This window comes from Nocardia inohanensis NBRC 100128, from assembly GCF_001612945.1.
Classification (GTDB): domain Bacteria; phylum Actinomycetota; class Actinomycetes; order Mycobacteriales; family Mycobacteriaceae; genus Nocardia; species Nocardia inohanensis.
This window is the reverse complement of the sequence record NZ_BDBK01000011.1, coordinates 1-21,393: the sequence shown is the minus strand read 5'-3', so window position 1 is coordinate 21,393 and position 21,393 is coordinate 1. Positions and strand designations below refer to the sequence as shown.

The 21,393-nt window shown below is 66.4% G+C and carries 19 protein-coding genes, 1 tRNA gene and 1 pseudogene; 10 read left to right on the top strand and 11 right to left on the bottom strand.

Annotation, left to right across the window (positions count from 1 at the left end):
• Positions 1–29: 29 nt before the first annotated feature.
• Both NI1_RS21780 and NI1_RS21775 read left to right on the top strand, forming a co-directional pair.
• Positions 30–887, top strand: a complete 858-nt coding sequence (locus tag NI1_RS21780) for a helix-turn-helix transcriptional regulator (protein ID WP_067824019.1) — start codon at positions 30–32, stop codon at positions 885–887.
• Positions 888–933: 46 nt separating this feature from the next.
• Positions 934–2,049 (top strand): esterase-like activity of phytase family protein, encoded by a 1,116-nt coding sequence (locus NI1_RS21775; RefSeq protein WP_067824016.1) that lies wholly within the window; start codon positions 934–936, stop codon positions 2,047–2,049.
• A 22-nt stretch (positions 2,050–2,071) separates the two neighbouring features.
• On the opposite strand, the gene NI1_RS21770 is transcribed toward NI1_RS21775, so the two are convergent.
• Together NI1_RS21770 and NI1_RS21765 are read right to left on the bottom strand one after the other, a co-directional pair.
• The gene (locus NI1_RS21770) at positions 2,072–2,422 is read right to left on the bottom strand and encodes a ribosomal subunit interface protein (protein WP_067824013.1); all 351 of its coding nucleotides are present in this window, start codon (positions 2,420–2,422) and stop codon (positions 2,072–2,074) included.
• 198 nt (positions 2,423–2,620) lie between these two features.
• Entirely contained in the window at positions 2,621–3,829 is a 1,209-nt protein-coding gene (locus NI1_RS21765; RefSeq protein WP_067824010.1) for a UDP-N-acetylglucosamine--N-acetylmuramyl-(pentapeptide) pyrophosphoryl-undecaprenol N-acetylglucosamine transferase, read from the bottom strand.
• Between the two features lie 166 nt (positions 3,830–3,995).
• Between NI1_RS21765 and NI1_RS21760 the strand changes: the two genes are divergently transcribed.
• The 4 genes from NI1_RS21760 (at position 3,996) to NI1_RS21745 (ending at position 8,689) form a co-directional block, all read left to right on the top strand.
• A complete protein-coding gene (locus tag NI1_RS21760) occupies positions 3,996–6,164 on the top strand; it encodes a terpene synthase family protein (RefSeq protein ID WP_067824007.1) in 2,169 nt (722 codons plus the stop codon).
• A gap of 100 nt (positions 6,165–6,264) precedes the next feature.
• Entirely contained in the window at positions 6,265–7,227 is a 963-nt protein-coding gene (locus tag NI1_RS21755) for a polyprenyl synthetase family protein (RefSeq protein ID WP_067824004.1), read from the top strand.
• 179 nt (positions 7,228–7,406) lie between these two features.
• Entirely contained in the window at positions 7,407–8,255 is an 849-nt protein-coding gene (locus NI1_RS21750) for a hypothetical protein (RefSeq protein WP_067824001.1), read from the top strand.
• Positions 8,252–8,689, top strand: coding sequence for a hypothetical protein (locus tag NI1_RS21745; protein WP_067823998.1), 438 nt, complete (start codon positions 8,252–8,254; stop codon positions 8,687–8,689). The genes NI1_RS21750 and NI1_RS21745 overlap by 4 nt, the downstream gene beginning before the upstream one ends.
• Here the strand turns inward: NI1_RS21745 and NI1_RS21740 are convergent.
• Entirely contained in the window at positions 8,686–9,528 is an 843-nt protein-coding gene (locus tag NI1_RS21740) for an SAM-dependent methyltransferase (RefSeq protein ID WP_067823994.1), read from the bottom strand. The two genes, NI1_RS21745 and NI1_RS21740, sit on opposite strands and share 4 nt — an antisense overlap.
• A gap of 34 nt (positions 9,529–9,562) precedes the next feature.
• Here NI1_RS21740 and NI1_RS21735 point away from each other — a divergent pair, with 34 nt between their 5' ends.
• Positions 9,563–10,735 (top strand): cytochrome P450, encoded by a 1,173-nt coding sequence (locus tag NI1_RS21735; protein WP_067823991.1) that lies wholly within the window; start codon positions 9,563–9,565, stop codon positions 10,733–10,735.
• 121 nt (positions 10,736–10,856) lie between these two features.
• Here NI1_RS21735 and NI1_RS39910 read toward each other — a convergent pair whose 3' ends face one another.
• Entirely contained in the window at positions 10,857–11,522 is a 666-nt protein-coding gene (locus tag NI1_RS39910) for a phosphatase PAP2 family protein (protein WP_067823988.1), read from the bottom strand.
• 140 nt (positions 11,523–11,662) lie between these two features.
• Between NI1_RS39910 and NI1_RS21725 the strand changes: the two genes are divergently transcribed.
• A tRNA-Ala gene (locus NI1_RS21725) sits at positions 11,663–11,738 on the top strand.
• Between the two features lie 577 nt (positions 11,739–12,315).
• Here NI1_RS21725 and NI1_RS40140 read toward each other — a convergent pair.
• The 5 genes and pseudogenes from NI1_RS40140 to NI1_RS21700 all read right to left on the bottom strand — a co-directional run.
• Positions 12,316–13,320, bottom strand: a pseudogene (locus NI1_RS40140) (recombinase family protein); the annotation flags it as partial.
• Positions 13,321–13,483: 163 nt separating this feature from the next.
• Positions 13,484–13,699 (bottom strand): hypothetical protein, encoded by a 216-nt coding sequence (locus tag NI1_RS21710; protein WP_067823979.1) that lies wholly within the window; start codon positions 13,697–13,699, stop codon positions 13,484–13,486.
• 557 nt (positions 13,700–14,256) lie between these two features.
• Positions 14,257–15,063, bottom strand: coding sequence for an SAM-dependent methyltransferase (locus NI1_RS21705; RefSeq protein ID WP_067823976.1), 807 nt, complete (start codon positions 15,061–15,063; stop codon positions 14,257–14,259).
• Positions 15,060–15,326: a helix-turn-helix domain-containing protein gene (locus NI1_RS38085; RefSeq protein WP_157535254.1), complete on the bottom strand. Its 267-nt coding sequence runs from the start codon at positions 15,324–15,326 to the stop codon at positions 15,060–15,062. Before NI1_RS38085 ends, NI1_RS21705 begins: the two co-directional genes overlap by 4 nt.
• Positions 15,327–15,328: 2 nt before the next feature.
• Positions 15,329–15,541: a hypothetical protein gene (locus tag NI1_RS21700; protein WP_157535253.1), complete on the bottom strand. Its 213-nt coding sequence runs from the start codon at positions 15,539–15,541 to the stop codon at positions 15,329–15,331.
• 282 nt (positions 15,542–15,823) lie between these two features.
• On the opposite strand from NI1_RS21700, the gene NI1_RS21695 reads away from it, so the two are divergent.
• Positions 15,824–16,693, top strand: a complete 870-nt coding sequence (locus NI1_RS21695) for a helix-turn-helix domain-containing protein (protein ID WP_067823970.1) — start codon at positions 15,824–15,826, stop codon at positions 16,691–16,693.
• A gap of 2 nt (positions 16,694–16,695) precedes the next feature.
• A complete protein-coding gene (locus tag NI1_RS21690) occupies positions 16,696–16,905 on the top strand; it encodes a DUF397 domain-containing protein (RefSeq protein ID WP_067824386.1) in 210 nt (69 codons plus the stop codon).
• A 10-nt stretch (positions 16,906–16,915) separates the two neighbouring features.
• Here NI1_RS21690 and NI1_RS21685 read toward each other — a convergent pair whose 3' ends face one another.
• Together NI1_RS21685 and NI1_RS21680 are read right to left on the bottom strand one after the other, a co-directional pair.
• Complete coding sequence (locus tag NI1_RS21685; protein ID WP_218026802.1) at positions 16,916–18,196, bottom strand: Wadjet anti-phage system protein JetD domain-containing protein; 1,281 nt, start codon at positions 18,194–18,196, stop codon at positions 16,916–16,918.
• A partial coding sequence (locus NI1_RS21680) for an ATP-binding protein (RefSeq protein WP_067823967.1) occupies positions 18,193–21,393 on the bottom strand: 3,201 nt, incomplete at its 5' end. The genes NI1_RS21685 and NI1_RS21680, both read right to left, overlap by 4 nt.

Genomic DNA, 21,393 nt, shown 5'->3' with positions numbered 1-21,393 from the left:
CCCCGACTACCCCCGGAAGGGTGTACCCGATGACCCCCGGCTCCCACGGCCTGCTGCGTCCCAGCGATGGCGACGCGCTCCGGGCCGAACTGCGAAAATTGGCCGGCGTCTCGAAGATGCCGGTGGTCTTCGGGGGTGCGGTGCAGGACGGGACGCTGGTGCTCAGCGAGTTCGTCGGCACCCGGACCAACGGGATGCGGGGGCTCGCGGTCGCGCCCAGCTCCGGTCTCGGCGGCAGCGTCGTCGCGTCGGGTAAGCCCAGGTCGGTGGCGGATTACCGCTCGGCCTCGACCATCACCCACCACTACGACGGTCCCGTGCTCGGCGAGGGCTTGCGCGCGGTGGTCGCGGTACCGGTGGTGGTGGCGGGGCAGGCGCGTGCGGTCCTGTACGTCGCCAACCGGGAATCCACGCCGATCGGCGATCGCGTCGCGGACGAGATGGTGCAGGCCGGTCGCAGGCTCAGCGTCGAACTGGCCATTCGCGACGAAGTGGACCGGCGCGTACAGCTCCATCTGGCCCGCGAGGCCGCGGGAGCGAACGCCGTGGTCACCGAGGAACTCCGCGACCTGCACGCGGAGCTGCGCGGCATCACCCAGACCATCTCCGATGCCCGCGCCCGCACCCAGCTCCGAGACGTCTCGGCTCGCCTGGCCCGCCTGGTCTCCGGTGTCGCCGCCCCCGACCACGCGGTCACCCTGGCCCCGCGCGAACTCGACGTCCTCGCCCAGATAGCCCTCGGCTGCACCAATGCCGAAGCCGCCCAACGCCTTTCCGTACGCGCGGAAACGGTGAAAAGCTATCTGCGCAGCGCCATGACCAAACTCGGCGCGCACAATCGTCACGAAGCCGTGGTCCGCGCCCGCCGTCTCGGTCTGCTGCCGTAACCCCCGCGGGGGCTCGTGTTCGATTCCCTTTGATATGAACTCAGGCATGAGCGGTATGCGCGCCATGGCTGTGGCACTCGCGGTGGTTCTCGGTACGGCCGGTGCGTCGGGTGTGGCGACGGGTGAGAACGGGGCGGTCGAGGACGCGCTCACCGTGCGCCATCTCGATCAGCTCACCCTCGGCGACGACTATCGGTTCGGCGGATATCGGGTCGGCGGGCTGTCGGGGCTGGACTACTGGGCCGAAGGCGACAGCTACCTGGCCATCAGCGACAACCGGGGTGAGGAAGGTCCGGCGCGGGCCTACACGCTGAGCATGCCGATCACCCCGGACGGCAAGCTGGGTATGCCCGAATTCCGTAGTCTCATCGAGCTTCTCGACAAGGACGGGTCGCCGTACGCGGCCCGCACCATCGATCCCGAGGCGATCCGGTGGACGCCGGATCATCAGGGTTTCGTCTACACCAGCGAGGGCGAGGCCAAGGTCGGTCAGCCCGGATTCGTCCGGCAGGCCGGCCTGGACGGGGCCTTCACCCGTGAGGTGCCGCTGCCGGAAGCCTTCACGCCGCGCACCGACGCTGCCGGGCAACAGATTTCGGGTATCCGCGACAATCTCGGCCTGGAGGGGATGGAGCTGGTCGACGGCGGCTCCACCGTGGTCGCGGTGAGCGAGAACGCTCTGGTCCAGGACGGGCCGGCGGCTTCGTCGGAGGCCGAGAGCCGTTCCCGGCTGGTGCGGTTGGGCCGGGGGAGTGGGCAGGATATCGCCGAATACATCTACCCGGTCGGGCGTGTCGGACTCGGTGAAATCGCCTCCTCCGCAGGTGTTTCCGAGATCCTCTCGCTCGGCGGCGACCGCTATCTCACCCTGGAGCGCGGAGTGCTGCCGGTCCTGGGTTTCACCGGCCGCATCTACGAAACCTTTACCGCCGGAGCCGATCCGGTGACGGGCAAGGCTGCGGCCCCGGCCGACGCCGAGCCGATGAGCAAGCGACTGCTCTTCGATTTCCGCGCCGCCGGCATCGACCCGCAATGCGTCGAGGGCATGACCTGGGGGCCGCGCCTGGCGGACGGCTCCCGATCGCTGATCATCGTGGCGGACAACAACTTCGGGCGCGCGGGCCGCACCACCTTCCACCTGCTGTCGGTCAGCGGCGGATAGGCGGTGCGGCCCGGCGGGCGGCTCAGTCGGCCGTGAGATACCTGATGGATTCGCCGCCCTTGGCGTGATGCAAGCGGCCGAATCGGCTGTCGAGCAGGTGCGCCATGCTGTCGGCGGCGCCGGCGAAGGCGTCCTCGGCGGTTCCCGCGCGGTGGGTGGTGGCGACCGGCGGCTGGCCCTTGGGTCGCGCCTCCAGCGTGCACTGCTTGTCCTCGGATCCACCCTTGTGACCGTTGACGTCGGTGATGTGGGCTTCTACCCGAGTGAGCTGCTCGGCGAAGCGATCGAGCGCGGTGGTGATGGTGTCTTCCGCTTCGCGAATGAGTGCCGGGCCGCCGCCGATGTGCTTGTCGGCGAAAACGTGGATTTGCATGGCATCTCCAATCTCTCGGAATAACCGAGAACTTGCTGACACCATCGACCCTACCTGTTTCCGCGCCGGTCGGTGCAACCTCTCAGTGCCCTCTCAGCACTCGTCGTCCCGGCATGTTCTCAGCCGGGATCCACGCTCATCGAACCGTGTGGATTCCGGCTGAAAGCATGCCGGAATGACGGGAAGGCCGTCGCAGTATCAGGGGGCGGCGAGTCCGAGCACTGTCAACGCGAGCTGCTCGGCCGCGTCGGGATGTCCCACGGACTTGGCCGCTGCCGACACCGCGCGCCGGGCCTCGGGCTGCGAGAGCAGTTCGGTCAGCGCGTTGCTGAGGTTCTCGGCGGTGGCCTCGGGACCGATCAACGCCCGCGCCCCGCCCTGATCGGCGAGGATGCGCGCATTGCGGATCTGCTCGCCGCCCACCGAATGCGGGTAGGGGATGAGGATCGACGGCTTGCCGAGCGTGGTGATCTCGGCGAGAGTGCCCGCGCCGGAACGGGATACGAGCACATCGGCCAGCGCCAGCACGTGTGGGAGCTCCGGGCCGAGGAAGTCGCGCACCAGGTAGCGGCCCCGCAATTCGGCGGGCAGCGTGGCGGCGCGTTCCTTGACCTGTTCGAAGGACAACCGCCCGCACTGGTGAATCACATTGGCGTGGTCCAGCAGGTTCGGCAGCAGGCTGTCGATCAGATCGTTGATCTGCACCGCGCCCTGCGCGCCGCCGGTGATGTACACGGTCGGCAGGCCGGGCGTGTACCCGGTCCAATTCAGCGCGGGCACAGCGGCTTCCGCGTCGCCGGTGGTGAGCACCGGGCGAATCGGATTGCCGGTGACCACGGCGCGCTCGCGGGTGCGACCGGGCAGCAGCTGCCGCGACGCCTCCGAGCTGAGCGCGATGCGGTCGGCCAGCCGGGCCAGCAGCAGGTTCGCCTTGCCGATGCCGGTGGTCTGTTCGTGGATCACCAGGGGCTTGCGCCGCAGCGCCGCCGCGAGCCCGATGGGCGCGCACACGTACCCGCCGGTGCACAGCACCACATCGGGCCGGAAGCCGCGCACCACGCCCTGGGCGATGAGCACGCTGGCCGGAACCCGTGCGGCGTCTTTGGCATTGGCGGCGTTGATCATCTTCAGCGGATTGCGATCGCGGCGCAGCTTGCCCGCTTTGATGCCGGTGAAGGTCACCTCGTTCTCGGCCGCGACGCGCTGCTCCAGGCTGTCGGGGGTGCCGACCCACAGCACCTCGGCGGTGGTGTCGGCCTCGGCGGCGAGATCGCGCAGTGCGCGTACCGCCGCCACCGCGGGATAGGTGTGCCCGCCGGTGCCGCCGCCGGCGACGATGACGCGGACCGGTCCGTGGGCGGCCAGCCGCTTCAAGATGGCGGCGCGGTCCTGGGCGGGCTGTGGCATGGCTGTTCTCCTGCGGGTCGCGGGTCCGGGATGGCGCTCGGACCAGGTTAGTCGCGTCGTTAATACCGGTCGGTTGGAACCCCAGCGAAGTATTGGCGATCCGGCAACCGGGCTTTACCATGATGTGACGCCGATCACGTTGTCGCAGCTAGCGAGAGGGCCCCGTATGCAGCCCTTCAGATTGCCCGAGTTCTATCTTCCGCACCCGCCCCGCCTCAACCCCCATCTCGACCACGCCCGCGAACACGCAGCCGCCTGGGCGCAGCGCCTGGGCATGCACGACGAACCCGGGCCCGGCGGCCAACCCATCTGGGATGTCGAGACTTTGGCGCGGATGGACTACGCGCTGCTGTGCGCCTACACCCATCCCGAATGCGACGCCGACACCCTGGCGCTGGTCACCGAGTGGTACATCTGGGTCTTCTACTTCGACGACTACTTCCTCGCCGAGTTCAAACAACCCCAGCAGCGCGTGGAGGCCGTCCGCTATCTGGAACGGCTACAGGCGTTCATGCCCGAACCCGGCTGTGCCGCACCGGAACCCGCCAATGCCTCCGAGGCCGGACTGCTCGACTGCTGGCTGCGCACCCTGCCCGCCATGACCGCGGACTGGCGGCGGCGGATGCGGCGCAGCACCCACAATCTCATGGTCGAATCCCTGTGGGAGCTGGACAATATCGTGCGCGAGCGGGTCGCCAACCCCATCGAGTATCTCGAGATGCGCAGGCGGGTGGGGGGTGCGCCGTGGTCGGCCAATCTGGTCGAGTTCGCGGCCGAGGCGGAGGTGCCGGACCGGTTCGCCGATACCCGGCCCCTGCACGTGCTGTGCGAAACCTTCTCCGACGCGGTGCATTTGCGCAACGACCTGTTCTCCTACGAGCGCGAGGTGCGGGTCGAGGGGGAGAACGCCAACCTGGTGCTGGTGCTGGAGCGCTTTCTGGGCTTGCCGACCCAGCGCGCGGCGGATCTGGTCAACGATCTGATCACCTCGCGGCTGCGGCAGTTCGAGGACACCGCCGAAGTCGATGTGCCGCAACTGTTCCTGGAACACGGCGCGACGGCCGCCGAACAGCTCGCGGTCGCGCGGTACGTGCGCGGCTTGCAGGATTGGCAGTCCGGTGGCCACGAATGGCATCTGCGCTCCAGCCGGTACATGAACCGCGGTGTGGCGACCGGTCCGGCCGGGCTCGGCAGCGGGGTCGCCCGGCTGCGGCCCGGGCTGCGGATACTGGTGAATCAGCAGGTGCCCCCGCCGCGTACGCCAGGTCAGTTGCCGGTCGGCGCGCTGTCCATGCCGTATCCGGTGACGGTCAATCCGCACCTGGCCACGGCGCGCGCCGATCTGCCGGAATGGTTGTCCGGTAAGGGCATGCTGGATGTGCGTGCGGGCTGGACGCCCGAATCGGTGCGGCGGGACGATTTCGCCGCCCTGGCCGCGCTGACCGACAGTGATGCCACCGTCGGCGAACTCGTGCGCCGGGCGCGCTGGTGCGCCTGGGGGTTCTACGCCGGAGACCTGCTCTCCCAGGTCTTCCGCGCCGAACCGGTGGGCGGACGGGAACAACTGCGCCGCTTGCGGACCCAGCTCACCGACGGCTCCGCCGCACCGGTCACGCCCCTCGAACACGGCTTCCGGGAACTGTGGCACTCGACGGCCTCCGCCTCGGACGCGCACGGCCGCCGCCGGCTGCACACGGCGCTGCTGGAGATGATCACGGCGTGGGAATCGGTGCTGGAGAACGAATCCCGCCGCCGCATTCCGGACCCGGTCGACTACCTGGACAACCGCCGCCGCGCCTTCGGTGGCGCGGTCCTCGCGGCGCTCGGAACCAGCTCGAGCACAGTGCATCCCGATATTGCCGACGCGAGTGTCATTCGGCAACTTGAGCATTCGGCCTACGATCATGCCGCGCTCGTGAACGACCTCTACTCCTATCAGAAGGAGATCGAGTACGACGGCGAGCATCACAACCTCGTCTATCTCACCGAATCCTTCCTGCACTGCTCGCGCGAAGCGGCCCGCGACATCGTCGCCGACCTGGCCGAGGAACGGCTCCGGCAGTTCGAGCACCTGACCCGGGACGAACTCCCCGGCTTCTTCACCGACTACCGACTTCCCGAGGAAACCCGCGCGGCCGTGCTGAACCATGTCCGCCGCCTCCGCGAATATCTCGCGGGCAATCTCGCCTGGCACACCGCCACCGCCCGCTACCCGGAATCCACGCTGCGCCAACGCCGCCGGGCGCCCTCGGGCCGGGTCTCGAGTTCTCCTTTCACCAGCGTGCTCGCCGGCGCGGCAAGCCTGCGTGCGCGCCGCCGAAACGCGTCCATCTGACCTGCTGGCTGCGGCTGTCACCGCCGGTCCGCGGTGACGGGGGAGTTCCGCCCACGCAGGCCGCGGCCATATAGGTGTCATCAAGTCATCGGAGGGTGCCATGAGTTCCTCGACAGCGGCCGACCCGGCCTTCGGGACCGGCGAACCGGTGGGAAGCGGGGGCGGCGGCGCGGCCGCGAACGGCGAAATCGCCGGTGCGCCTTGGGAAAGTTCCGGTTCGCTCTCGAAAGACGAAGGCGCGGGCGGGCTTCGGTGCGGAGATTCGCGGGGCGACGGTTCCCGAGTATTGCGACGTGGCGGGGCGAGGGGTGGCGCGCACGTGCTGCGGCGGGCGCAACGGCTGACCGCGCCGCTGCTGCGGGAGGCGGTAGACAACCTACCGGAGGAGTTGCGCCACATGGTGGGGTATCAGCTCGGGTGGTGGGATGTGAAAGGGGTAGTGACGCAGGGGTATTCGGGCAAGGGGGTGCGGCCCGCGCTGGTGCTCGCCGCGGCCGCCGCCACCGGATGCGGGCCCGGCCGGGCATTACATGCCGCCGCGGCCGTGGAACTGGTGCACAACTTCACGCTGGTGCACGACGATGTGATGAACGGTGACGCCGTGCGCCGGGGTCGCCCCGCGGTGTGGCGGGTATGGGGCGCGGGCGATGCCGTGCTGGTCGGGGATGCCCTGCACAGCCTTGCCATCGGGACCCTCGCGGGCGGCCCCGCCGCCGCACTGGCCGGCATCGTGCGCCTCGAGGAGGCGATCATCGAAGTGTGCCTGGCGCAGCATCACGATTGCGCGTTCGGGCAACCGGCCGAAGTGAGCCCGGCGGAACGTTCGGCGGCGGGGCACAAGCGGGCTGCGCTGTACGGCAGCGCGTGCGCACTGGGGGCGTTGTGTGCGGATGCGGACCCGGAGACGGTCGATGCCGTGGACCGGTTCGGGCGGGAGCTGGGGGTGGCGTCCCAGCCCGCGGAGGATGTGCTCGGGCGGTCCGCCGAGGCTTGCTTATCGGGTATTCAAAATTCCGCGGATCTGCGCGCGTTAGCGGATTACGTCCTCCGGCGTGGCCGCTGAATTCTCCCGCTCGGTAATAGATTTCGACCGGCCGGTACTTGTTACTGCGCAATAACTTTCGCCGCGGTGGAATCCGTCAAGGGGGCCTTACCCCTAATTCGCCGGATTCTGTTGCTCCAAAACTGCTGGACTGCCAGGATATTCAGCTATTCGAGGCTGAACGATCCAGGAGTTCGAGCATGACGACGTGGCCGCTCGCCGAGTCGGGACAGTTGCTCGCACTCGGCCGGGAATCCGCTCGCGAATTGATCGGTGAATTGGGGCAGGCCGCCGCCACCGCCCGCACCGGAATTCTCCGCGTCGCCGGTGAACCCGGTGGTGATCTGCATATCGTGCACGGTCAGGTGATCCTGGTGGAATCGCCCGGAGCGCCCGGATTGCGGCAATTGCTGGCGCGGCCCGGCCGCACCTCCAGCGGGCTGGCGGACCTGCGGGTCGTCGCGCTGATGGCCGCCCTGGACGGCGCTTTCGCCATCACCTCGGGCTGGATCGGCAGCTGCTTCTGGCAGGACCCGCCCAGCGGCCGCCATCGTCCCGCTTCCGAAGTGCTGCCGCCGGTTCCGGGCGTGGATCCCGCCTGGCTGCTGCTGGAGACCGAACGCCGGCTGCGCGCTCTCGCGCACGGGCGCGTCTCCCCGCACCGGAATCGCCTGGTGCTCACCGATTCCGGGCGCGACCTGCTCTCCGGGCCGGGCCCGCGGGAACGCCAGGAGATCCTGCTGTGGGTGAACGGCCGGCGCAGCTGCCGCGATATCGCCATGCTGCTGTGCCGCAGCCTCTACGCGGTCACCGTCGAAGTGGTGCGCATGCTCGACGGCGAACTGCTGTTCATCGCGCCCCCCGATCCCGAACCGGAAGAGCCGGCCCCGCAGCCCGAACCCGCGCGCGGCGGGATGGCCCGCGCCATGTTGCCGCGCCGCCGCCGGGGCGCCAGCGGCATCAACGACACCATTCCGCCACGCGCACCGCAGCCGGTCCGTGGTTTCCAAAGATCCGCCTTCGGGTGGAAATCAGAGAGGACGCAATGAACACGTCGAGCAATAACGGACCGGGCAGCCTGACCGATCGAATCGCCGTTATGGTCAAGGTATTGCGCGCCGAAGTCCCCGAGTGCGTAGCCGCCGGCGCGATCGATATGGCCACCGGAATGCTGCTGGCCGTGGAGACCGTCGACAATCACCCACAGGAAGTGCTCGACCTGCTGGCCGCGGCGACGCTGGATCTTTTCCAGGGCCGCAATGTGGTGATGATCGAGGACATCTGGAAGGAGCGTCGCGGAATTCGCCTGGACCGGCACTATTTCCAGGAAATACTGGTCAACAGCGAGAACCTCACGCACCTTTTCATCCGCACCGAGAGCCGCGACGACGTGGTGATCGTGGTGGTCTGCCGCCGCACCGTGAATGTCGGCATGCTGTTCGCGCAGGCGCGCCGGGTGCTCAAGGACACCGGTCGGCTCTAGGGAATTCGCGCCACCGCGCCCAGCATGGAGACCGCCTCGGCGCGCGGATGCGGCCGGTACACCTCCGGCCGCCAGGTGGTCACCGCGGTGATGCCGGGGCTGATCAGCTCGAGGCCCTCGAAGAACCGCGCGAACTCGGCGCTGGAGCGCAGCTGGAACGGCACCCCGCTGCGCCGATTGGCGGCCGCGTTGCGGGCCACGTCCTCATCCTCCAGATGGTCGTTGGTGGCGTGGCTCATGACCAGGTAGCTGCCGGCGGGCAGCGCCTCGACCAGTTCCTCGACCAATTGATACGGATGCTCGTCGTCGGTGATGAAGTGCAGCACCGCGACGAGCATCAGCGCCACCGGCCGGGTCAGGTCCAAGGTTCGCAGCAGGTCCGGGTGCTTCAGGATCTGCTGCGGTGAGCGCAGATCCGCATCCAGGTAGGCGGTCGCGCCGGCGGGGGAGCTGTCCAGCAGTTCGCGTGCGTGCAGCAGCACGATGGGGTCGTTGTCCACGTAGACGATGTGCGATTCCGGCGCGATGTCCTGGGCGATCTCGTGCACGTTCCCGGTGGTGGGCAGCCCGGTGCCGATATCGAGGAACTGCCGGATACCCGCCTCGGCCGCCAGATAGGCCACCGCGCGGCGCAGGAAATTGCGGTTCTCCACCGCCGCCAATTGCACCGTGGGGAACACCTCGGCCACCGCGTCGGCCGATTCCCGGTCGGCGGCGAAATTGTCCTTGCCGCCCAGCCAGTAGTCGTAGCGGCGGGCGGGATGCGGCTTGGTGGTGTCGATCCGGGCCGTCAGCGGCTCCCCGGCCGCCTCCGGTAGCTGAGCGGAATCCGAGTCCACAACGCCCCCAATCCTTTTCGACTAGTGTCTGATCATGCGTTATAGCCCGTACGACTTCGCCGTCCACGCCGACCCGTATCCGTACTATGCCAGGTTGCGTACCGAGGCCCCGGTTTACCACGACGAGGCCGACGATTTCTGGGCGCTGTCCCGCTACTCGGATGTACGCGACGCGCTGCGGGACTCCGATCGCTTCTCCAGCGCCAATGGGATTCGCATGGAACCGGCGTTCTGGGGGCCGCAGGCCGAGCGCTTCTTCTCCTTCGTGGCGATGGATCCGCCCAAGCACACGCGGCTGCGCGGGCTGGTGCTGCGGGCCTTCACCGCGCATCGGGTGCAGGGGCTGGAGCCGCGGCTGCGGGAGATCGCGCGCGGGCTGATCGAGCCGCTGGTGGAGCGCGGTTCCTTCGATCTGATGGCGGATTTCGCGGGCCCGTTCCCCACCGACGTCATCTCCGAACTGGTCGGTGTGCCGGAGTCGGATCGGGAGATGCTCCGCAAGCTCGGCATGGAGATCATGTACACCGAGGAGGAGTCCACCGATCTGCGCCCGGAAGCCATGCAGGCCATCGGGGCGCTGGTCGGCTACTACACCGAGCTGACCATCGCGCGCGCCGCGGACCGCCGTGACGATCTGCTCTCCGCCCTCCTGGACGCCGCCGACGGCGACGACCGCCTCACCCCCGAGGAGATCGTCGGCGTGCTGATCCTGCTGGTCGGCGCGGGCATCGAAACCAGCATGCTGACCTTCGGCAATGCCTGGAACGCCGGCGCCCTGCACGACGACGCCCGCAAGCAGGCCCTGGACGGCCGCACCGATGCCTGGATCAACGAGGCCATGCGCTGGGATCCCGCCACCCAAACCCAGTTGCGCAGCACCACCACCGGTGTCGAATTGCACGGCGTGACGATCCCGGCGGGCGCGAAGGTGCTGCTGCTCAGCGGTTCCGCCAACCGCGACCCCGAAGTCTTCACCGACCCCGACCGTTTCGACCTCGACCGCGACACCTCCGCCTCCCTGGTGTTCGGCAGCGGCCGCCATCACTGCCTCGGCTCGAACCTGGGCCTGCTGGAACTACGCGTCGGCCTGGAAGAACTGACCGCCCGCATCAGCGACTACACCGTCGACGCCACTGCCGCCACACGCATCCACTCCTCCAACAACCGCGGCTTCGCAAGCCTGCCCACCACGGTCCAGCCCCGCTGAGCCGAGTCATCTCGATCGTGATGGCCGGCGTCGTCCCCTCGACGCCGGCCATCACTGTTCCCTGCCCGTGGAAAGTTGATGCCCCGCGCCGGATGCGGGGCCACCCCGCCCGGCCCGGTCGCTATGCGACGCCGTCCGCCCGCGCACCCCGAATCACCTGTGCCACAGCGGCAATCGCCACCACAGAGCTCCCCAGCAACACCCCGCCCACCACATCCGAAAACCAGTGCACCCCCAAATACAGCCGGGTAGCACACATCACCCCCACCACCACGATCCCCAAAACCCCTGCGCCAACAGCCTTCCCCCGCCCCGGCCGCCGCGTCACATACATCATCACCAACACCCCCACCAGCGCACTGGTAGCAGTCGCATGCCCCGACGGATAAGACAAGCTGGTCTCCGCCACCAACCGTGCCCCCTCCGGCGGCCGCCCCCGCCCCACGATCTCCTTCACCACGGTCCCCACCCCCGCGGCCCCCGCCACCGTCCCCGCGATCACCGCCCCCCTCCACCGATCCCCACTCCACCGAGCCACCCAAACCGCGGCCACCCCCGCAATCACCATGGCCCGCACCGGATTCCCCAAATACGTGTACTCCAACACCGCCGCCGTCCACCCCGCCGACCGATGCCCCACAAACCACTCCCAAACCCCCCGATCCCACCCCGTAACCACCCCACCGCCACCCACCGAAACCGTAACCACCAAAAACGCACCGATCCCCAACAGCGCCAACCCCACCCGCACCACCAACGCCCGCTTCAACTCCAACACAGCCACCATCCAGCCATCCTGAATCGAATCCCCGCCCCCGACCCAACACCCACCCCCTCCCGGCGAGTCGCCCACCACCCGATTTGCATTCCCTAGGTACCCCTGGTGTACCTTTCTCCAGGCGCTCGGGAAACCGACCGCACCCATCCGGGGCTATGGCGCAGCTGGTAGCGCACCTCACTGGCAGTGAGGGGGTCAGGGGTTCGAGTCCCCTTAGCTCCACCAAAGGGGTCATTGCACGAACCGATCCCATCGGGGCCGATACCGCATCTGCGGTACGGGCCCCGTTCTCGTTTCCGGGTTGGGGGATGCGGAAGGTGGGGATGAGTCGGTCGGGTCCGGCGATCTTGACGTGCGCAACCAGGGTTTCGATCAGTGCCTTGGACTGGGTGTGGTTGCCGCTGGTGACGATCTCGACGATGTGGTCGGCGATCCGGTCCAGGGTGGCGGGCGCAGGCGCGCTGGGAACGCTGGCGAGCGATTCGGTGAGTTGATCACGGCGGGCGAGAAGTTGCGTTGTCTTGGAGCGCAGTTCGGTCAGTCGCCCGCCGACGAGTTCGGGTTGCAGGGTGCCGTTCTCGAACGCGGCCAGGTAGCGATCGACGGATTGCTGGGTTTTGGCGAGTTCGGCAGTAACAGTGGCAAGTTCGGCGCGGGTGTCACCGCTGGTGTCGTGATGGCGTTGTTGGGCGGCGGTGATGGCGGCGTCGATGAGGTTGTGGCGGGTGCGGTAGAACTTCGCGAGCGCCTCGAGCAGGGCGGTGTCGACGGCGTCGGCGTCGAGGCGGGTGAAGTTGCACTTGTTCGTGTCGTAGCGAGCGCGGGTGAAGCAGGTGTAGTAGCGGTAGGTGCGGTGGCGGCCGGTGGCGCGGGTGCCGACCATGGCGCGTCCGCAGCGTGGGCAGCGCAGGCGTCCGGTGAGCAGGTAGTCGGAGGAGTTGGCGGCGCGGTGGGCGTGGGATTCGCCGCGTGTGTCGAGGACGGTTTGGGCGTGTTCGAAGGTGGCGACGTCGATGAGGGCGGGGTGGGTGTCGGTGACGGTCACATCTCGGAAGGTCAACTCGCCGAGGTAGGTTCGGTTGGGCAGGATCCGCAGGACGTGGTGTCCGGTCCATTCGCGGCCGGTGCTGGCGCGATGCCCGCGCGCGTTCAGTTCGGCGGCGACCGCGCGGGCGCCGAGTCGCTGGCGGGTGTAGAGGTCGAAGATCATGCGCACGACCACGGCTTCGGTGTCGTCGATGACGAGGGTGTGGGTGGATTTATCGACCCGGTAGCCGTAGGGGCGTTTGCCCCCTTTCCATTTGCCTTGGGCGGCTTTGCGTTCCATTCCGGCGGTGACGCGGTCGATGATGGTGTCGCGTTCGAATTGGGCGAACATCCCCAGCATCTGTACGAGCATGCGACCCATCGGAGTGGAGGTGTCGAACGGCTCTGTGGCGGAGCGGAACACGACCCCGACGCGGTCGAGATCATCCAATAGCGTGACGAGGTCACGCAGGTTGCGGGAGAACCGGTCGACGCGGTAGACGAGCAGCACATCGAACGCCCCGGCCTTGGCGGCGGCCAGCGCGCGCTGAAGGTCGGGGCGTTCAACCGACGCGCCGGAGGCGTCGTCGCTGTAGGAGGAGACGTGTCGCCACCCGGGCTGAGAGTCGATGTAGGACTCGAGTCGGGTGTCTTGGGCGTCGATGGAGTAGGGCTGGTGTTCGTCGTCGGTGGAGCGGCGGGTGTAGGTGCCTACGCGCACGTCCGCGCCGGAGAAGATGTCGGCGGGGATGCGTCCGGTGGTGGCTTTCGAGCGGGTCATGGCGTGGGTCCTCCCGTAGCAGGTTTCCGCAGCAATTTGGAAATGACGAATGTCAGGCTGGCATTCGGCGATGTTCGTCGCGTTTCCGAATGGGCCGGTGCGTCTATTGTCCCTCGGTCGGTGTTCGAATGTGTTGGCGTGTCGGGTATTTCGTCGAATGGATTCACGCTGCTTGTTGGTCGGTGGTATCGGGGTTTCGTGTAGGGCGTTTGGTCCAGGTGGTGATGAGGTCGGCGAGAAGGCTCAGGGCGTGGTCGTGTTGTTGGGGTGTGAGGATTTCGGTGTCGATATGGTCGATGTGCCAGCGCTGTCGGGCGCGGTCGCGGGCGCGGCCGGTGGTGCTGGTGGGGTCGGGTGTTTGGGGTTCGGGTTGGTTCATGGGCGGGCTCCGTGGGTGTGGTCGGCGGCGGTTTTTTTCCTCTCGCCCTGTACTGCATGCCGAACCGGCGTTTTCGACACTTCGACGGAAAATCTTTACGGGAATTTCTGTGCGGCGGTGGATGAGGCGAGGTTTTGGTGTTCGTGTTCGGCGTATGGATGGGCGTGTACTTACGGCATCTGCGTGGGGCACCCAGATTTCGACCCGAGCCGAGGAGTTGATGGGGATGGGTGCGGCGCGCGGGAATATGTGCGGTCTGGGTCGGTCATGCGGGGAGGGTTGTCCGGCTGGGCGTCTGGAGCCTCTATTTATCGACTCCTGGAAAAGGCCCCGATTTCGACACCCTGGTGCGACACGGTTTGATCACGATCCCGGCATCGGGAAGGTGCTGCACGGGATGACCTTGCGCTCGGATGGCGGTGGAAGTCATTGGCTTTGCGAGCTACAGAAGGCGGCATCGGCTGTGACCAGTGCCGAGGGGATGTCCTCAACAGCCGCTGCCCCGGACCTGGTTCGGGCCGGGGCAGCGAGAGGTGATGGGGTGTGGCGGCGTGGGGTCAGGTGTGGGCGATGCCGCCGAATGCACGGTAGTCCGCGTTCGAATCGGCGTGATCGTCGGGAAAGGTGAGGATGAGCGGGTCGGCGAGGTTGCCGAGCAGTTCGTGGAACTGGTCGCAGGTGTGTAGCCGGTAGGGCATGCAAGCCTGGTAGTGGCTTTCGATGAATTCTGCGAGTTGGCGGCGGTGCTCGTCGTATCCGGCGTGAGCGGCGATCAAGCATGATCCTGGGGCGAGCGCGCCCATTACTTGTGAGATGAGCGTGGCGGCATGACCGGGTTCGGGCAGATATTCGAGGACGTCGACCATCGTGACGGCGACCGGACGGTTCCAGTCCAGTACTCCGGCTCTTTGTATCTGGGCTATCAACATGACCGGTTCGGTGGGGTCGCTCAGGACGCATCCGACATGCGGGGTGAGGTCGGAGATCATGGCCAGTCGGTGGGTGTGCACGATCGTCTCATCGGCCACGTACAGCACGCGCACCTCGGCGCGTCGGTTGCTGAGCACGTCGTGGAGGTCTCGGCCCCAGCGGGGATATCCGGTACCGATCTCGAGGAACTGGTCGATGCCGTTGCACGCCAACTCCGACAGACTTTGGTGCTGGAAGGTGTCCAGGGCTTCGGCTTGGGAGCGTGCACCGGGGAAATGGGCGAGCAGTCCGTCGACGAAGTGGCGGTCGGCGTCGTAGTTGTCCTTGCCACCCAGCAGGTGGTTCCGGATTCGACTCTTATGTGGGACAAGCGGTCCGGCATGCAGGCGAGCTCGGGCCGACTGGGTGTCCTCGCGCCAGACGGGCGCGTTCATGGCTGCGTCGTGGCGTAGTCGACGTATTCGCGGTACACCGGCCGCATAACGGCCACCCGGCCCCGATCGGTGAGTCGCCAGCGTGCTGGCCCCTGCGGCACGGTCACCGCCAGCCCGCTCCGTGTCAGCCGCAACAACGCCCGGTGGATCGAGGTCTCGCACAGTCCGGCAGCTCGACAGAGCTGCCGGACGGTGAGCGCATGCGGTGGCGTCAGGTTCGCGAGTGCGCCAAGCACTTTCGCCTCTGGTTCGGTCAATGCCATGGCTACCACCCCCGGTGACTGGTGACACGGCCGGTCATGAACGGAATCTCGAGGTATCCGCCGTCGAGGGTCCGCAACCTCAGTACCTCGCGATCGGACGGAGAGGGTTCCCCGTCGAGTCGGCGGGCTGCGCGCCAGTCCTCGATGAGCGCCCCGCCGATCGTGACCACCCCGATGGTGAGCAGCACTACCAAAAGCCAAGTCTCCCAAGTCATAACGACTCCACATGTGCTTGCTGAAATGGGTCCGTTGACGCATGTCTCTGCTGATGTATCCCGCGGCGACTGTGGGTCGTCGCTGACGTTGGGCCGCGATCCGATGGCCCGGCCCGTCACCAGCACACCCCTGTACGGCGTGGCCGGACAACAGAAATTGGATAATCCACCGGAATTGATCCGAAACCGCAGCGCTGGGTCCGTGGATTCCGGGACAATCATCCGCACCGGGCCACGGTGTCATCCAAAAATCGCGGTTACGTCGTCCATCAGGGGGTCGTCATGGCGGAAACCAGCTCCACAGTCCCACGTCGACAGCTCGGCCGTTATCTACGCGAGCTGCGTCAGCAATCCGGGATGACGATCGCCGAGGTCGCGCGGCGTATCGAGCGGGGAGCCACGACGTTGCAGCGGCTCGAGACCGGGCAGGCCGACCGTATCCGGTTGTGGGATATCGAAGCCCTGTGCCAGGTCCTCGGTGCCAGCGAGACCGAGACGGCTGCGCTCAAAGGTCTTGCTCAGCAAGGCAATACCAAGAGCTGGTGGCACGAGTACGGAGATCTCATCCCCGCCAACTTCGACGTGTACATGGGCCTGGAATCGGCAGCCGAGTCGTTGACCTCGTTCCAAGAGCTGGTACCGGGTCTGGCGCAGACCCCCGAATACGCCCGCGCTCTGATTCGGTCGGGAAAGCCCGGCGAGTCCGATAGCGAGATCAGCCGTCGCGTCGAGATGCGCATGCATCGCCAAGTGCTGATCACACGTCGCGCACGGCCCGTCAGATTGGATGTGATCCTCGACGAGGCAGTGCTGCACCGGGTGATCGGCAACCCGAAAATCATGGCCGCGCAACTGCGCCACCTTGCCGATCTGAGCACTCGGCCCAGCATCACCATCCGCGTCCTGCCGTATTCGGCTGGAATTCCGCTCGGTGATCTGACCGGGCCGTTCACCATCGTGGACTTCGAAACCGACGACGGCCAGTCCGGTGAGCCGTCGGTGGTCTACGTCGAAAGCTACACCGGTGCAATGTACTTCGACGATCGGGACAATGTTGATCGTTATCGGACGGCACACGAGGGGATGCGGCGGGTAGCGTTGGACGCGCGCCAAAGCCGGGACTTGCTGCGGCACATGAGTAAGGGAGCATGAGCATGAATGTTGACCTGTCCACGGCCCGCTGGTTCAAGAGCAGCCACAGCGGAGCAAGTCAGGACTGCGTCGAGATCGCGCATCTGGACGCGGGCATGGTCGGTGTTCGTGACTCCAAAAACGTGACCGGCCCGGTCCTGGTCTTCACTTCGAGCGAGTGGGATGCCTTCAGCGCCGGCGTGGTCGACGGAAAGTTCAACTCTCCTGCCTGACCGCAATCCGTCAAGGAATTCGAGGCGGCATAGGACCTTCAGCTGCGCCCGCAATGGTGTTGTGCGTGATGTCGTCGAGCCTGGCGACTGCCTCCGGTAATGACATAACCTCCTGTTCGATTCTCCGAAACGGCGCGGCTCCTGCTGTAGCCACGAAGTCGTACGCAGATGCTTCGGATCGTGTCAGGTGAGCGAATTTCGTTGCGCACGGCTTGATCGATCTGCCGGACTTGTCGTAGTTCACGCCGTGTTGGGCGTAGCGCTGAAGGTCGGTGATATCCATCAGGATGGAGGGGACAATCTTGGCTGGACCGCCGTGGGCGGTGGGTGTGGCCATTGCAGCACGGAGCCGATCGAGGATGCCGTAGCCGTCGGCGTCGATGTCGCCCCAGTAGACGACGTGCTCGGCATCGCGTATCCAGGGGATTTCCGATAGCAGGCCGGCGGCCGCTTTTCCGTTGCCTTCGACAACGATGGTGCCTGGCACCGGCGGGAACCACAGTCGGGAATCGCGATTCTCGACGATGAGAACAATTCGGGGCGTGTACGCGAGAGCGTGGACGTCGCCAATGGTCCACGCGTCGTGTCGACGCCGGTCTGTGGCGAGGTACTCAGGGTCCACATAGGTCAGGTGAACGACAGCGAGTCGAGGTCGGACTTCGGCCCGCACGTCACGCCCCGACACCAACTGCAGCACCGAGCTGTGGGTTTCGAGCCACTTCGAATGTATTCCAGGGATCGGGAGCTGCCGCGCGGTCCAGCCGCTGAGGTCGGTGTGCCCGGCCAGCCAGGACACCGCCGCGACCAGCGCTGCGGCATCGGAGTCACCGAGACGACACGCTGCCTTCAACGTGGCTGCTGTGAGGATTCCCCCGGCGTCGTGGAGCGATGCCGCGAGCGAATGGGCACGTACGGCGTCGACTGTCGAGGTCGGCCCCTCCGCGCGGCTCGCAAGCTCTACGGCGGCGCCCAGAGTCTCTGCGACCAGGGTTGCAGGGACCTCATCGGTCAAGCCGCGGACCGGCACTGGTTTGCCGATGATGCTCGCGCCGGGTACGTCGGCGACGATCTGTTGGTCGAATGTTCGCCACGCCGTGCGCCATTCGTGCCATCGACCGAATCCCAGCTGTTCGACCGCCTTACCCGTGTGTATGCCCGGGCGCAGCTGGACTTGGAAGCTGACGTGTGCGCCGATGCCGCGCTCCGCGCACACCGCCTCGGCCCACCTCTGTTCGATCCTTCGCTGGATGACTGCAACGGCCTCGTTCGGCATGAGGAGTCGGCTGGTCACTGGCCTTCCCCCTCGGACACGCCGACGATGGGTTTGGCCCAAGATCTGCTCTGTGCGGTCTTGAGGATCAGGTATTGGGCGTCGACGTGCGGTTCGATAGCGCTGTTCTTGTCGTTGGGGGCGCCGATGATCAGCTGGAACCCGAGGCCCCGCCAGGCTTGGATCGCGCGGCCGGTGTAGCGGGCGTCGGCCTTGATGAGTGCTTCGTCGAGGAATACCGGTGCGTACCTTGGCCGTTCCGCGTTGCCGTCGCCCAGCTGGTATCGCAGGGCCGACCCCACTATGAACGCGACGAGTTCCTGAGACTCGCCACCCGATTTCTCCCCGATGTGGTCGTAGAGGGCGACATGCTCGTCGGCCGCGTTGAGCTTCTCTGCACTGATGCGAATGTGGTTGCGGACGTCGACCAGGTCGCCGAAGTCGGGTGCATTACGCCTAATCCGGTTGATCACCTTGCTCATCCGCAAGTAGGCCTGCTCGCGTTCACTGTCGCCGGCTGCCTGATCGATCGTCTGGCGAACCGCGCGCAGCTCATTGCGGAATCCCGCGCGGACAGCTGTGTGGCTGTCTCGAACATCGATGCGGAGTCGGTGGTCGTCGTCGGAGAACGCGAGGACGGCGAGGATCTGGTTGATCGGCTCGATCCGATCTTTGATCTCGCGGATCGCCGCGTTGAGCTCACTGTCGAGGCTGGTGAGGTCGTTGCCGGACAGTTTGAGCAGGCTGTCGCGCCACTGTTCTTGCAGCTCGTGCAGCTGGCTGGCTTCCAGCTCGTCGAGTACGCGCTCGAAGTCGCCGTAGGATGCGTCCGGGTCCGTGCCGAGGTTCGGATTCGGCCAGCGCTCGACGAAGCTGGAGAACGCGATGGCCAACGAGCGCCGAGCACCGGTGATCGCGGCTTCGGCGGTCTGCCGTTGCGCGGTGATCAGCTTCGCTACCTGGCTGATGGTCATATCGAACCAGTCGAGGGCTTTTTCCGGCGGCGCGTCGCCTCCGTCATTCGTGGAGAACAACTCGGTCAAGTAGTCACGGTGCTGCTCGGATACGTCATGCCCGGATTCGACGGCGTCGTCGAGGGCCTGCAAGGTGTCCTCGGTCTCGGTATCACGAAGGGAATAAGCCTTTTGCGTGTCTTGTGCCTTCACCTCGGCCCGCGCCCTGGCGCCATCGAGGTCTTTTACCTTCGCGTCGAGTTTTTTCGCTAGGTCCTGGAGTCGGCTGATCTCGGGATTTCCGGACTGGATGTCGTCGATGATCCCCGCCCACCGGTCCCGTTCCGCGATGACGGAGTCGACATCGACTTGCTCCCAAGCCAGCTCGGCGACCGCGGAGTAGGCCAAGCGGTGGTTCTCGAAGGACTTCAGGGCGGCGTCGGCATGTTCGAGCCGCTTTGCGGCCCCGGAAGTTTCTTCCTCGAGGGCATTAATCTGTTCGTCGAGCAGCTCGAGCAGTCGATTATTGGTGAAGCCGAGAACGTTGCGTCGACCTTGCCCGCCATGTGCGCCTCGACGGCCGTCCGAGGTTTGGCCGGAGATCGTCAGTGCCTTCGAATGATGCCCCAGTGCGCGGGGTGACTCGACGCACACGTAGCTGAACCGTTGGGCGAGTTCATTTTTCAGCCACGCGGTGAAGGGCGAGTTCCGGTACTCCAGCCGTCCCGGGAGCTCGCGGTCGTTCAGGCTGATCTGGTCGCGCAGTCCGGTGGGCACGCCTTCGAATTGGATGCGGTGCGCGGTGCGCACCGAGTTGATCTTCGCTCGGAAGTTGTCCAGGTGGGCGGTGTCAATCAGAATCCTGGTCGCGAAGCCGCCTAGCGCCAGGTTGAACGCGTCGCGCCATGGCTCGAATTCGGTACGTACCTCGATCAACTCGGCGACGAACGGCATCTGTTCCAGCGTGAGGCCGGCGGCCTCCGCAAGCTCCGCCCGTGCTTGCTGTAAATCGTTGGGAATGTTGTTCCGGTGAGCCAGCGCCGTTTTGCGTTCCGCGCCTAGTGCTGTCAGCCGCTTCTCGAGGTCCTTTACGTGCGACCTGGCGTCCGCGAACTCGTCGCGGGCAGACTCACGAGCCTTCTCATCCGCGAGCATGCTGCGGGCCTGCTCGACCAATGCAGCGAACTCGTCCTTGTCTTCTGCCGTTCTGCCGAGGACCTCGAGATGGTTGTCGAGTCGCGCGCGGGCCTGCTGTATCGGGCCGAGCCGCCGTTCAGCGGCTTCGTGCTCTCGGAGTGCATTGGCCAACCTGTCGCCGCCGGACACCCGCAGCGTTTCCTTGACGGCGTCTCGCTCGGCCGCAGCCGCCTCGGCCACAACCGATGCCGATTCGAATTCGGACTTTGCGCTGTTGCGGCGGGTCTCAAGGTCTGCACGGACTGCTTCGAGCAGCTCGACTCGCTTGCCGAGACACCACAGTCCCGCCGGAGAAGACGGGGCGGTGAACGAACCAATATCGTCGATCATCTGGATCTGTTCGTTCGCGTTGCAAATCGCCCGACGGTGTCCGCGTATCGGTGACAGGGCGTTGACCTGCTGTTGCGCCGTCTGCATCTGGATTCGTGTGTTGGACAGTTCATCGAACTGTTTGACCACCTCGTCAGCGGTGGCGAGTGTTGAAGGCTCCTCGAGAACCATCGTCTTGTACAGCGCGTCGACGGTGGTGATCTGCTGTCCGGCCTGGATTCGCCCGAGTAGAGCCACGGCCTTGTTACCGTCGCCGGCGGCGCCAATCCCGAGGGCGGTATGTAGCCGCGCGACGTACTCCTTGTCGGTGTTGTGTGGTTTTAGCCCAAGCGCCTTGACCGCCTGGTCCGCGAGCCGGTTCTTCGAGGCCTGTTCCAGCATGCGGAGATCGAAGGTGTCGTCGCAGGTCGCTCGCAGCTGGACGAGATCCTCGACCGAGCGGGCGGCTGACGGCACGTACCAGGCACGGACCGCGGTGAAGGTCTTACCGGTCTGATCTACCCACGTCATCGCGACCGCCGACCAGGTGTCCTGGCCGTCACCGCGCAGGACTCGGGCTTTTGTCTCGCCGGCGGTTCGGGATTCGTCGACCTTGCCGCGCGCGTAGGAGACGATGTTTCGCTGGTCCTTACCGCGCGGGCGGCCGACGATGCCGCCGTTGGAGGCACCGTTGAACGGCATGGTGTGCGGCATGATCAACGCGATGTAGGAGTCCATCAGCGTGGACTTGCCGGAGCC

What these genes read in the sequence shown, in the direction of transcription:
- NI1_RS39910 (WP_067823988.1), bottom strand. Translation starts at nt 11,522, where the DNA reads ATGGTGGCTGTGTTGGAGTTGAAGCGGGCGTTGGTGGTGCGGGTGGGG.
- NI1_RS38085 (WP_157535254.1), bottom strand. Translation starts at nt 15,326, where the DNA reads ATGGCATTGACCGAACCAGAGGCGAAAGTGCTTGGCGCACTCGCGAAC.
- NI1_RS21700 (WP_157535253.1), bottom strand. Translation starts at nt 15,541, where the DNA reads ATGACTTGGGAGACTTGGCTTTTGGTAGTGCTGCTCACCATCGGGGTG.
- NI1_RS21705 (WP_067823976.1), bottom strand. Translation starts at nt 15,063, where the DNA reads ATGAACGCGCCCGTCTGGCGCGAGGACACCCAGTCGGCCCGAGCTCGC.
- NI1_RS21710 (WP_067823979.1), bottom strand. Translation starts at nt 13,699, where the DNA reads ATGAACCAACCCGAACCCCAAACACCCGACCCCACCAGCACCACCGGC.
- NI1_RS21775 (WP_067824016.1), top strand. Translation starts at nt 934, where the DNA reads ATGAGCGGTATGCGCGCCATGGCTGTGGCACTCGCGGTGGTTCTCGGT.
- NI1_RS21735 (WP_067823991.1), top strand. Translation starts at nt 9,563, where the DNA reads ATGCGTTATAGCCCGTACGACTTCGCCGTCCACGCCGACCCGTATCCG.
- NI1_RS21755 (WP_067824004.1), top strand. Translation starts at nt 6,265, where the DNA reads ATGAGTTCCTCGACAGCGGCCGACCCGGCCTTCGGGACCGGCGAACCG.
- NI1_RS21780 (WP_067824019.1), top strand. Translation starts at nt 30, where the DNA reads ATGACCCCCGGCTCCCACGGCCTGCTGCGTCCCAGCGATGGCGACGCG.
- NI1_RS21750 (WP_067824001.1), top strand. Translation starts at nt 7,407, where the DNA reads ATGACGACGTGGCCGCTCGCCGAGTCGGGACAGTTGCTCGCACTCGGC.
- NI1_RS21690 (WP_067824386.1), top strand. Translation starts at nt 16,696, where the DNA reads ATGAATGTTGACCTGTCCACGGCCCGCTGGTTCAAGAGCAGCCACAGC.
- NI1_RS21695 (WP_067823970.1), top strand. Translation starts at nt 15,824, where the DNA reads ATGGCGGAAACCAGCTCCACAGTCCCACGTCGACAGCTCGGCCGTTAT.
- NI1_RS21770 (WP_067824013.1), bottom strand. Translation starts at nt 2,422, where the DNA reads ATGCAAATCCACGTTTTCGCCGACAAGCACATCGGCGGCGGCCCGGCA.
- NI1_RS21760 (WP_067824007.1), top strand. Translation starts at nt 3,996, where the DNA reads ATGCAGCCCTTCAGATTGCCCGAGTTCTATCTTCCGCACCCGCCCCGC.
- NI1_RS21765 (WP_067824010.1), bottom strand. Translation starts at nt 3,829, where the DNA reads ATGCCACAGCCCGCCCAGGACCGCGCCGCCATCTTGAAGCGGCTGGCC.
- NI1_RS21745 (WP_067823998.1), top strand. Translation starts at nt 8,252, where the DNA reads ATGAACACGTCGAGCAATAACGGACCGGGCAGCCTGACCGATCGAATC.